The 12055-nt window shown below is 70.8% G+C and carries 8 protein-coding genes; 4 read left to right on the top strand and 4 right to left on the bottom strand.

The features are described 5' to 3' along the window. The first annotated feature begins 46 nt into the window (after positions 1-46). The 3 genes from ABZ939_RS19660 to ABZ939_RS19670 all read left to right on the top strand — a co-directional run bounded on the left by ABZ939_RS19660 (position 47) and on the right by ABZ939_RS19670 (position 6503). Entirely contained in the window at positions 47-1465 is a 1419-nt protein-coding gene (locus tag ABZ939_RS19660) for a DUF2252 domain-containing protein (RefSeq protein WP_361856370.1), read from the top strand. Positions 1466-1632: 167 nt separating this feature from the next. Then, positions 1633-5367 carry a S8 family serine peptidase gene (locus ABZ939_RS19665; RefSeq protein WP_361856373.1) on the top strand — a complete coding sequence of 1245 codons (3735 nt, stop codon included), beginning with the start codon at positions 1633-1635 and terminating at the stop codon, positions 5365-5367. A gap of 137 nt (positions 5368-5504) precedes the next feature. Continuing rightward, entirely contained in the window at positions 5505-6503 is a 999-nt protein-coding gene (locus tag ABZ939_RS19670; RefSeq protein ID WP_361856376.1) for a helix-turn-helix domain-containing protein, read from the top strand. Between the two features lie 21 nt (positions 6504-6524). Here ABZ939_RS19670 and ABZ939_RS19675 read toward each other — a convergent pair whose 3' ends face one another. Next, on the bottom strand, positions 6525-8114 hold the full coding sequence (locus ABZ939_RS19675; RefSeq protein ID WP_361856379.1) for an NAD(P)/FAD-dependent oxidoreductase: 1590 nt from the start codon (positions 8112-8114) through the stop codon (positions 6525-6527). Continuing rightward, a complete protein-coding gene (locus ABZ939_RS19680; protein ID WP_361856382.1) occupies positions 8107-8559 on the bottom strand; it encodes an SRPBCC family protein in 453 nt (150 codons plus the stop codon). Before ABZ939_RS19680 ends, ABZ939_RS19675 begins: the two co-directional genes overlap by 8 nt. Before the next feature lie 369 nt (positions 8560-8928). Here ABZ939_RS19680 and ABZ939_RS19685 point away from each other — a divergent pair, with 369 nt between their 5' ends. After that, positions 8929-9813 (top strand): SDR family oxidoreductase, encoded by an 885-nt coding sequence (locus tag ABZ939_RS19685; protein ID WP_361856648.1) that lies wholly within the window; start codon positions 8929-8931, stop codon positions 9811-9813. A 27-nt stretch (positions 9814-9840) separates the two neighbouring features. Here ABZ939_RS19685 and ABZ939_RS19690 read toward each other — a convergent pair whose 3' ends face one another. Next, positions 9841-11109, bottom strand: a complete 1269-nt coding sequence (locus ABZ939_RS19690) for a SpoIIE family protein phosphatase (RefSeq protein ID WP_361856385.1) — start codon at positions 11107-11109, stop codon at positions 9841-9843. After that, the gene (locus tag ABZ939_RS19695; protein ID WP_361856388.1) at positions 11110-11919 is read right to left on the bottom strand and encodes an alpha/beta hydrolase; all 810 of its coding nucleotides are present in this window, start codon (positions 11917-11919) and stop codon (positions 11110-11112) included. Between the last annotated feature and the right edge of the window lie 136 nt (positions 11920-12055).

Here is a 12055-nt window from a genome sequence, read left to right on the forward strand (position 1 = left end):
CGCCGTCGCACCAGCGCGTCGGCGACCACATCGTGGAGCGCCTGCAATGAGCGAGAACAAGCCGACCGGCCACGACGTGCGGCACCGCACCCCGAAGGAGCGGGTCGCGCTCGGCAAGGCCGCCCGTTCTGCCGCACCCCGTTCCGCGCACGCGGAGTTCACGCCGTCGCCGAAACGCCAGGATCCGGTGGAGGTCATCGAGGCGCAGTCGGCGAAGCGGGTCCGGGAACTCGTACCGATCCGCTACGGGAGGATGAGCGAGTCACCGTTCCGCTTCTATCGCGGAGCCGCCGCCATCATGGCCGCGGACCTCGCCGACACGCCATGCAGTGGTATCAGGGCGCAGTTGTGCGGTGACGCGCACATGCTCAACTTCCGGCTGTTGGCCTCTCCGGAGCGCCGTCTGATGTTCGACATCAACGACTTCGACGAGACATTGCCCGGCCCGTGGGAGTGGGACGTCAAGCGTCTGTCGGCCAGCCTGGTCATCGCGGGCCGGGCGAACGGCTTCAACTCCAAGGAGCGGGCGTCAGTGGTGCAGGCAGCCGTGCGGTCCTACCGCGAGCGGATGCGGGCCTTCGCCGGGCTCGGCAACCTTGAGGTCTGGTACACGCGCTTCGAAGCCGACAAGATGCAGAAGGAGTTCGCGCCGGAGCTCAGTGACAAGGACCGCTTGCGTTGGGCGCAGACCCGGAAGAAGGCCCACGCGCACGACACACTGCAGGCCTTCGACAAACTTACCCGCGTCGTCGACGGAAAGCGCTTGATCACTCCGGACCCGCCACTCCTGGTACGGCTGGAGGACCTGCGCCCGCAAGGCGAACCGGGCGCGCTGGAGAAGGAGATCGGCCGGCTCATCAAGCGTTACGGCCGGTCCCTGCAGTCCGACCGCCGGTTCCTCCTGGAGAGTTACGCCGTCGCCGACATCGCGCGCAAGGTCGTCGGGGTCGGCAGCGTGGGAACCCGCTGCTGGATCGTTCTCCTGCTCGGCAAGGACGACGAGGACCCACTGTTCCTGCAGGCCAAGGAGGCCGACGAGTCGGTGCTGGCGCCCTACGCCGGCGCCTCCGCGTTCCGCACCCAGGGCGAGCGAGTCGTCGCCGGCCAGCGGCTGATGCAGGCGACCAGCGACATCTTCCTCGGCTGGGAACGTGCCCAGGGCATCGACGGCCGGCGCCGGGACTTCTACGTACGCCAACTGCGGGACTGGAAGGGCATCGCCGTGGCCGAAAACATGAACCCGACACGGATGGCCCTGTTCGGTCAGCTGTGCGGCGCCACGCTGGCCCGCGCCCACGCCCGGTCCGGCGACCGAATCGCGATCGCCGCCTACCTGGGCAGCGGCGACGCCTTCGAGCGCGCGCTGGCGACGTTCGCCGAGCTGTACGCGGACCAGAACGAGAAGGACCACCAAGCCCTGGTCGATGCCATCAAGGCGGGACGGGTACCCGCAGAGGCGGCCTGAAGGGGACCGCCTCCCCCGGACGAAGGACGCGACCGCTGCCGGCATCACCGGGGTCGTCGTGTTCCGTCCGGAATCCCACGATTCACGGCTGACAAGCCTTTGCCATGGCGAGGACTTGCCGTCGTCAGGCCTTCACGACGGCGTTCACGGGTCGATAGACCCATGGCATGTACTCCCCCTCTCATGCTTCCGCCTTCTGGCGCAGGCGCTGGCGGCTGATCGCGGCAGCCACCGCGGTGCCCCTGCTGGCGTCGGGCCTCGCAGTTCTGCAGGCACCCGCACAAGCCGCTCCGAGCGAGCCCACCGTTCCCGCCAAGCCCTCGGCGACACACAAGGTCACCCTGGTCACCGGCGACGTCGTCACGGTCACCACGACGTCCGACGGCAAGCAGATCGCCGACGTCGACCGGCCGGACAGCGCCGTCGGCGGCGTGAAGTTCCAGGAGATCAAAGGTGACTTGTTCGTCATCCCGGACGAGGCTGCGCCGCTGCTGGGCACGGACAAGCTGGACCGACGGCTGTTCAACGTCACCGACCTGATCGAGATGGGCTACGACGACGCGAAGTCGGCCGCAGTACCGCTGATCGCGACGTACACCCAGCCGAAGTCCCGCGCTGCCGTCGACCCGGTGGCCCCCCGGGGCAGCAAGCTGACCCGTAAGTTCAAGGGCGTCCGCGGTGCCGCGCTCAGCACCGAGAAGCGGCAGGCCCGCACCTTCTGGACCTCCGTCGCGCCGCAGGGCAGTGCCACGTTGGGCGCGGGTGTCGAAAAGCTGTGGCTCGACGGTCGCGTGAAGGCCAGTCTGAAGGAGAGCGTGCCGCTGATCGGTGCGCCCGGGGCCTGGGCGGCCGGGTACACCGGCAAGGGCGTCAAGGTCGCGGTGCTCGACACCGGCATCTACGTCAACCACCCCGACTTCGCCGGCCTGATCGACGGCACGGCGAGCTTCGTGCCCGGTGAGGCCATCACCGACGTCAACGGGCACGGCACGCATGTGGCCGGCACGATCGTCGGTTCGGGCGCCGCCTCCGGGGGCGACAACAAGGGCGTCGCCCCCGGTGCCGACCTGTTCGTCGGCAAGGTGCTCGGCGGCGCCGAGGGCTACGGTCAGGACTCCTGGGTCATGGCCGGCATGCAGTGGGCCGCCGAATCCGGTGCGGACGTCGTCAACATGAGTCTCGGTGACTCCTACCCGACGGACGGCAGCGACCCGATGTCGCAGACGGTCGACGCGTTGTCCGCGCAGTACGGCACTCTCTTCGTCATAGCCGCCGGCAACTCGGGCCCGGAGAGCATCTCCGCCCCGGGCGCTGCCGCCTCGGCGCTGACCGTGGCCGCCACGGACAAGCAGGACCGGCTCGCGTCCTTCTCAAGCACCGGCCCACTGGCCTACTCCGGTGGCATGAAGCCGGACATCGCGGCGCCCGGCGTGGACATCACCGCGGCCCGGTCGCAGGAGATGACCGGCGGAGGTGAGGGCCTCTACCGCACCATCAGCGGCACCTCGATGGCCACCCCGCACGTGGCCGGCGCGGCGACGATCCTGGCCCAGCAGCACCCCGACTGGTCCGGCGCGCAGCTCAAGGAACACCTGATGAGCACCGCGAAGGGCCTGGACGGCGGGTACTCGCCGTACGAGGTCGGCACCGGCCGGCTCGACGTTGCCGCCGCCGTGCGCACCACGGTCCGCGGCACCGGATCGCTCTTCTTCGGCAACTACACCTGGCCGCACGAGCCGAGCGACGGCGCCGTCACCAAGGACCTGACCTTCACCAACTCCGGTTCCGCCGACGTCACGCTCAACCTGGCGCTGAGCGACGAGGGCGGCCCGTTCACACTGGGAGCCACTACGGTCACCGTCCCGGCGGGCGGCACCGCCGCCGTCCCGGTGACCGGTGACCCGCGAGCCGTCTCGGCCGGCCGGCACGCCGGCTACGTGACAGCCACCGACGCCGCCACCGGGCAGCCGGTGACCCGCACATCCGTGGCGCTGCTCAAGGAGGAGGAGCGGTACGACCTGAACATCAAGCTGGTCGACCGGAACGGCAAGCCCGCCACCGGCTCGGTCACGATCAACCTGGCCGGCGACTTCTGGCCGTGGCAGGTCTACGTCCACGGCTCGACCACCCTGCGCATGGCACCCGGCCACTACACCGTCGCGGCGTACCTCGACGTGGCCGGCGAGAAGGCGGACCGCTCGGGTCTGGCCGTGCTGGTCGACCCGGAGACCGTGCTCAAGGACGGCTCCGCGGACGTGGTGCTCGACGCGAGCAAGGCACGCCTGCTGCAGACCGAGGCGCCACAGCGCACCGAGGACCGCCAGCGCAAGGTCGATTTCAACGTCCACTACAAGGGCCTCGACCCGTTCATGGACTACCGCAGCGCGTACGTGCTGCCGCCGACGTACGACGACGTCTACGTCGCGCCGACGGAGCCGATGAAGCAAGGCGAGTTCATGCTGACCACCCGCTGGCGCAAGGGCGAGCCGCAGCTCAGCCTGAGCACACCGGGCGGCCGGCTCCGGTTCGATGCGCTGGTGCAGGCAGGTAGTGCCCTGGACACCGTCACGGACACGCTGGACGCCGTCCACGCGGGCAACGGCGCGGCGGCCGCATACGAGAAGGTCAAGGCCAAGGGCAAGGTCGTCGTCATCGAGCGCAGCGACGAGGTCTCGCCCCAAGAGCGCACCGAGGCTGCGGTCGCGGCCGGTGCGAAGGCGCTGATCGTGGTCAACGACGGTGTCGGTCCCCTGATGGAGTACGTCGGAGAGTCGGCCATCCCGGTCGCCACCGTGCACCGCGACGCGGGCGAGGCCCTCATCTCGATGGCCAAGGCCGGCATCTTCAAGCTGACCGTGAAGCAGACCGAGTACACACCGTTCGTCTACGACCTCACCCGGGAGTACCCCGGCCAGGTTCCGGACCGGGCCCTGGTCTACAAGCCGACCAAGGGTGACCTCGCCCGGATCGATGCCCGCTACTACTCGGCCACGGGCGGCCGGGCGGCGGAGGGATACCGGTCCGACTTCACCCTCAGCCCGTCGTTCAACTTCCCCGAGGGCGAGTGGCACCCGGGCACCCGCACCGAATGGGTGAGTCCGGGCCAGGTCTGGAGGGAGTTCCACGCGCAGGGCGTCGACACCACCCTGCCGTGGGTGATGGTGTCGGGCGACAACACGTACGCCAAGGGCAGCACCTCCCGGCTGGACTGGTTCGCTCCGGCGACCCGACCCGGCCAGAGCGAGTCCTTCGGCGTGTACAACTCCCGTTGGCAGAACTACATGACCTGGAACGTGCAGGCCTGGGCCTCCGCCAGCGACAACATGCGGCTGGGCGGCTTCCTGGGGTGGGGTGAGACGCCGACCCACCTCCAGGTCTTCCAGGGCGACACGCTGATCCACGACAACCCGTCCAGCACGGACATGCAGTGGGTGGAGGTGCCGGCGGGCAACCTGCCCTACCGCGCCGTCCTCGACGCGGAGCGGCCCGGCGACCTCTTCCGGCTGTCGACGCGCACCCACACCGAGTGGACGTTCATGTCCGACACCATCGACTCGGACTTCTTCGAGCCGTTCCCGGTGTTGAATCTGGACTACAAGCTGGAGTCGGACCTGCACGGCGACGTCAGGGCCAACGCGACCCAGGAGATCGCGCTCAAGCCGGTGTCGATGGGGCGCGGCACCGTGCCGGGCACCGTCACCACGGTGAAGCTGGACGTCTCGTACGACGACGGCGCCACCTGGCAGAAGGTGACCGTGACCAAGGGCGCCGACGGCTACTGGACGGGTTCGTTCAGGACGGCCAAGAAGCCCGGCGGCTTCATCTCGGTCCGCGCGAGCGCCGAGACGGACAGCGGCTTCAGCGTCAAGAACGAGATCATCCGGGCGTACGGCCTGCGATGAACCACACTGTCGGGCCCCGGGGAGGTGACTCCCCGGGGCCCTTCCCCTCGCACCCGCTCCCATCAGGGACTATTCACGGTCTGCCGCCATGGCGCATACTCTCCCCGCTGCGGCAAGCGGAGGAGAGTCGGTCGCCGATGTTGGATGTTCTGGGCCTCGAACCCGATGACGAGCGTGTCTACCGGGCGTTGCTCGGACGGCCGAACTCCACCGCGATCCTGCTTTCCGACGAGCTCGTCCTCTCGCATACCCACGTCGACAAGGCCCTGTCCCGTCTGGTCGGGTGGGGACTGGTGACGAGGTCGGCGGACGACCGGTTCACCGCCGCGCCGCCGGCCATGGCGCTCGGCGCTCTCATCAGCCAGCGCCGGGACGGGCTGCGTATGGCCGAGCACGCCCTGGTGACCTTCGCCGAGGAACACCGAGCGGCGATGACCGGGAGCAGCATCAATGATCTGATCGAGGTCGTCACGGGCGTCGACGCCATCCGCCATCGCTTCCTCCAGGTGCAGCAGGCGGCTCGTACGCAGGTCCGGTCGTTCATCACCGCGCCGTTCGTCGCGCTGCCGCCCGACGAGAACACGGCCGAACCCGTGGCCATCGGCCGCGGCGTGCAGTTCCGGGCGGTACTGGACCAGGCCGTGCTGGCAGAGCCGGGCATCATCGACGACGCGATCGATTCGCTGCGCAAGGGCGTACAACTCCGTGTCGCCGACCAGCTGCCGATGAAACTCGTGCTGGCCGACGCCGACCTCGGCCTTGTCCCGCTCGCGGTCACACCGGACGGGGAGCCCGGCGCCGTGCTGCTGCACCGCAGCGGCCTGCTGGACGCGCTGGACGCTCTGTTCGAGACGGTATGGCGCTCCGCCCACCCGCTCGCGCTGTCGGCCACGGCCGGAGAATCCGACACCACCGTCGAGGTCGGTCCGCAAGGCCCGACCGAGCTCGACCGCAGGATCCTCGCGCTGCTCCTGGCCGGGCTGACGGACTCGGCGGCCGCGACACAACTCGGTCTGTCACCGCGCACGCTGCACCGGCGCCTGCGTCATCTCATGGACATGGCCGGAGTCCGGACCCGGATGCAGCTCGGCGCCTGCGCGGTGCGAAACGGCTGGGCGGAGCCCGTTCGGACGTGACCGGCAAGTGTCTCCGGGCCCTCAGACGTGTTGGGCGCGGTGGAGGAGGGCGTGCAGCCCATGCCGGCGCAGGGCCGCGCGGGCGGCGTTCGCGCCCGGCGCGCCGTGGACACCGCCGCCCGGGTGGGCGGCCGCAGACGCCAGGTAGAGGCCCTTGACGGGGGTCTCGGGGCGGCCTGTGCCGGGTGTCGGGCGGAAGATCGCCTGCTGGTGCAGGGCGGTGGTTCCGTTGTTGATGGCGCCGTTGTGCAGATTCTCGTTCAGGGCCTGGAGGGTGGTCGGGGCCAGGATGCGGCGTGCGCGGATCAGCGTCCGGAAGCCGGGCGCGTAGCGTTCCACCTGAGCTTCGATGCGATCGGCCATGACTTCCTGCTCGCCGTCGTCCCACCGGCCGGTGATGCCGTCGGGGCCCGCGTCGGCGGTGATGTGCTGGGGGAGGTGGGTGTAGGCCCACGCCGATTCCGTACCGGCGGGTGAGCGACGGGCGTCGGCGGTCGTCATCTGGCCGACGAGGGCGAACGGCTCGTCGGGGACGTGCCCCGTTGCCAGTTGCGCGGCGAACCGGGTCAGGCCGTCCACGCCGTCGGCCACGTGGACCGTACCCGCGCCGACCGCTCCCCGCGCCGTCCACGGCGCCGGGCCGCTCAGCGCCCAGTCGACCTTGAAGGTCGCGAAATCCCAGTGGAAGCGCTCCAGATCCCGTACGAGCCGGGGCGGGAGGTGTTCTTCGCCGACGAGGTCGCGGTACAGGGACGGAGCCGAGGTGTCGGCCAGTACGGCTCTGCGCGCGTCGACCGTTTCCCCGTCCGCGGTCCTGACCCCGACCGCCGTGCCACCGCGCACAAGGACGGAGGTGACGCGCTCCGCGCAGCGCAGGACACCGCCGTGACGCCGGAGCCGGCTCACGAGCGCCTCGGTCAGGGCGCCGGCGCCCCCGACGGGGACCGGGAAGCCGTGGCTCTGACCGAGCATCGACATCAGCCACCCGAAGCCGCCGCTGCCCGCTGCCTCCGGGGTGAGGTCGGCGTGCAGGGCGTTCCCGGTCAGCAGGAGCCTCCCGCCTTCCCCCGCGAACTCCTCCTCGCCCAGGCGCCGCACGGGCAGGGCCAGCTTCCGCGCCAGGCGGAGCCCGCCCGCGGCCCGGAGTCGCGCGGCCAGACGGAGCCCGGCGCGGACCGGCGGGAAGGGAGTGAACAGGGCGTTCACGAGGTCCGGCCCGATCCTGCCCCACGTCCGGTACATGCTCTCCCAGGCGTCGGCGTCTGCGGTCGCGAACTCCGCCAGTCCGGCCGAGGTGTCCTGCACCCGGCGTTCGAGGACCGCGCACCGGCCGTCCAGCAGGGGGTGCGCCAGCACGCGCGGAGCGTGGCTCCAGCGCAGGCCCTCGGCGGCCAGATCGAGGCGGGCGAGGACCGGGGAGGCCGCCGCGAGCGGGTAGAAGGCGCTGAAGACGTCCGAGACGTAGTCCGGGTGGACCCCGCGGTCGCTGCGCACGGCCCCTCCGGGCTCCTCCTGCGCCTCCAGGACCTCCACCGTCCACCCCGCGTCGACCAGCAGATTCGCCGCCACCAGGCCGTTCGGGCCCGCGCCGATCACCACCGCGTCAGGCATTCCTGCTCCCGGAGCGGTCCTGCTCCACGACCTTGGCCAGGCGGGCCAGCATGCCACGGTGCCGGAGCTGGACGGCTGTTTCGCTGACGGAGTTGTGCAGAGTCCCGCCCAGACCCCGCAGCGGGTGCTCGTCGCAGACGACCAGGGTCTCCTCGCCCCACGGCCTGAGCTGGAGGAAGATCCTCGCCGTGCCGAGGGCCTTGAACGCCGCCTCCAGTTCCAGCTCCCGGCCGGAAACGGTGTGCCGGACCGTGGTGGTTCCGTCGGTCGACCAGGGGCCGAGACGGACGGTGTAGCGAAGCCGGGAGCCTACCTTCGGCCAGGATTGGTCGAGCGGCGTGGAGTCGGACGTGCCCACCACCCACTCGCCGTAGCGGGTCGGATCGGCGAGAACGGCCCACACGGCATGCGGGGGACGGTGGATCAGCTGATGACGGACAGCCATGAGGATGCTCCTTCTACCGGGACGGTCCGGACGCGGCGAACCCGCTCGGCAGGGCCCTGGGCGGGCGAACCGGACGGTCCCGCGGCTCCTGGGGCAACGGCGACCTCCCTCGACGGACGGCGTCACGGTCATGCTGCGCGTGCCCCGATCGCGCCGCATCTCACGCGTTTCGAGCACGCACTTCCCGCCGGGGTCCGCCGGCCTCGGCGCGCGCCGACGACAACCCCGGGCATCGGCCCGCTGCCGGTCTCCCCGCCAGCGGCCGAGCGCCCGGCGGGCGCATCCTGGAGCAAAGGGGGACCGGACGACGGTCCTGGGCGGAGGCCCGGCCGACGGACGGTATTCGGACGGACGGAGGAAGCCGTGAGGATTCGTACGCGCACCCGGCCTCTGCAGGGCCGCACAGTGGTGGTGACGGGAGCGGCGCGGGGGCTGGGCGCGGCTCTGTCCCGCGCGCTGGACGACCGGGGTGCGCGGATCGCCCTGCTGGGCCTGGAGGGGCCGCGTCTGGCGGAGGTGGCCGCCTCCTTGCGTCACGAGGCGCTGTGCTGGGAGACCGACGTGACCGACGACGCGGCCATGGCTGACACCGCCCGGCAGGTCCGTGCTCGCCTCGGGCCCGTGTCCGCGGTGGTGGCCAACGCAGGGGTCGCCGAAGGGGGCCCGTTCGCCGACTCCGATCCGGACGTCTGGCGCCGCGTCATCGAGGTCAATCTCATCGGCAGCGCGGTGACGGCACGCTCCTTCCTGCCCGACCTCTTCGCCACCCACGGCTACTACCTCCAGGTCACGTCCTTGGCTGCGATGGGGACATCACCCCTGATGAGCGCCTACTGCGCGTCCAAGGCCGGCGCCGAGTCCTTCACCCACGCCCTGCGCGCCGAGGTCGCGCACCAGGGGGTCGCGGTCGGCATCGCCTACCTCAACTGGATCGACACCGACATGGTCCGGGACGCCGACCGGCACGCCGTCCTGCGTGAACTGCGCGCCCACATGCCGCGGCCCGCACGCAAGGTCTATCCGGCGGACCTGGTCGCGGAGCGTCTGGCCACCGCCGTGGGACGGCGCAGCGCATCGGTGTACGTGCCCGCCTGGCTCCGTGCCGTCCAGCCGGTGCGCGCTCTCCTGCCACCCCTCGTCACACACGTCGCCCGCACGGAGCTGCCTCGCCTGGAACGCACGGAACCGTTCGAGGCGACCGGCCTGCTGGGCGCCGGAGGCCGGGCCGACGACCGAGCCCGGCGCGCCTCCTGAAGGCTGGCCCACCGCCTGGGCGCCTGGTCATGGCTGCTCTTCACTGGTGGGCCGGGGCACGTGGACGGCCAGGACGGCGGTGTCGTCGTCCACGCCGCTGCCGAAGGTGTCGAGCAGGTCGCGGACAGCGTCGATGGTGGCCGACGCGGTGGTGGGGGCGAGGGCACGGCCGAAGGCGAGGAGGGCGTCGTCGCCGTAGCGGCCGTCGGTGCCGGCGTCGGTGTGCGCCTCGGTCAGGCCGTCGGTGTGCAGGAGCAGGGTGTCGCCGGGCGCCAGGTGGACGGTGGTGGTGACGATGTCGGCGTCCGGCAGGACGCCGATGAGTTGCCCGCCGGGCGTGGGCAGGTAGTCCGCGGTGCCGTCCGCGCGCATCAGCAGGGCTGGTGGGTGGCCGCCGCTGGCCAGGGTGATGCGGAAGCCGCCGCGGTCGGCGTCGGGGGTGAGCAGGCCGAAGATGACGGTGCAGAAGCGCGGGTCGGTGCCGTTGTACTCGTGGTTGAGGACCGTGTTCAGGTTGGCGAGGACGGCGGCCGGGTCGGGGTCGTAGACGGCCGCGGCGCGTAGGGTGTAGCGGGCCAGCGAGGTGACGGCCGCGGCGGCGGCGCCCTTGCCGCAGACGTCGCCCAGGAACAGGCCCCAGGTGCCGGCGGCCAGGGGGAAGAGGTCGTAGAAGTCGCCGCCGACCTCTTCGACGGAGGCGATGTGGTAGTACGCGGCAACGTCCAGGCCGGGCACGTTCGCCAGCGCCGGGGGCAGCAGGGTCTTCTGCAGGGTGGTGTTCAGGAGCTTCAGGCGGTCGCGTTCCCGGTCGGCTTCCTGGCGGGCGCGCAGCAGCTCGGTCTCGTAGGCGCGGCGGTCGCGCGCGTCGAAGATGGTGGTGCGGATCAGCAGTGGCTGACCGTCGCTGCCCGTCTTGACCGTCGAGGTGACCATCACGGGCAGGCGGGACCCGTCGGCGGCCTTCAGCTCCAGGGCGATGCCACTGATCTCGCCCTGCATCCGCAAGAGCGGTGCGAAGTGGGTCTCGTGGTAGAGCCGCCCGCCGACGGTCAGCAGATCGGAGAAGCGCTTGCGCCCCACCAGGTCGCCGCGCTCGTAACCGAGCCAGTCCAGCAGCGTCCGGTTGACCTTGGCGATCTGCCCGTCCGGCAGTGTGGTCAGGTATCCGCAGGGCGCGTGCTCATAGAGGTCTTCGGCGCTGTCCTCCGGCAGGGCGGAGAACCGAGCCTCCTCATCCGTCGGACTCCGGTCCTCGCCCAGGTCTCCGCTCTCTGCCGCGTCGCCTGTCTTGCCCATCTATCCGACGGTTTCCATGAACGCGGCGATCGCCGCGGCGGTCTCCTCCGGGGCGGAGAGCTGGGGGCAGTGGCCCGTCGCGTTCAGCGTGACGAGCCGGCTTCCCGGAATCCGTGCGTGGACGAACGCGCCCACCTCCGGGGGAGCGATCGCGTCGCTCGAACACTGAGCGACCAGGGTGGGCACACCCACCGATGCGAGATCGGCGCGGTTGTCGGACAGGAACGTCACCCGGGCGAACACCCGGGCGATGTCCGGGTCGGTGCGGCAGAAGCTGTTGGTCAGCTCCTCACCCAACTCCGGCCGCTCCGGGTTACCCATGATCACCGGGGCCATCGCGCCCGACCAGCCCAGATAGTTCGCGTCCAGCGACTCCAGGAGCTCGTCGATGTCCTCGGCGCTGAACCCGCCCCGGTATCCGGTGTCCGGGTCGTCGATGAAACAGGGCGAGGGCGCGAGCAGTATCAGGCCGGCGAACGCCGCGGGCTCCCGGGCGGCGGCCAGCACGCCCATCATCCCGCTCACCGAATGCCCCACAAAAGTGACCGGGCCCAGCGCGATTTCCCGGCACAGCTCCAGCACGTCGTCGACGTACCCGTCCATTGACGAATACCGCTCCCGGCTCCACGCCGACAGCGCCGAGTTCCCCGAGCCCACATGATCGAAGAGGACCACGGTGAAGTCGCGCTCCAACGCGGGCACCACCAGACGCCACATGTTCTGATCGCACCCGAAGCCATGCGCCAGCATTACCACCGGCCCACCGGTACGCCCGGTCACCGTCACATGGTTCCTGCTCCGCACGTCCATGCGGCCCATCCTCGCACCGGTTCCCGACCACCCGCACCGTCGAGCCCTTCACGAATGTGCCGCGGGCGAAGCGCAGGAGGGAGGGGGCAACGTCCCGGAGCGGCCGGTGGACGTCTGCCGGCACCGCCCGAAGGTG

It is taken from the genome of Streptomyces sp. NPDC046712 (assembly GCF_040645695.1).
Taxonomy (GTDB): Bacteria; Actinomycetota; Actinomycetes; order Streptomycetales; family Streptomycetaceae; genus Streptomyces.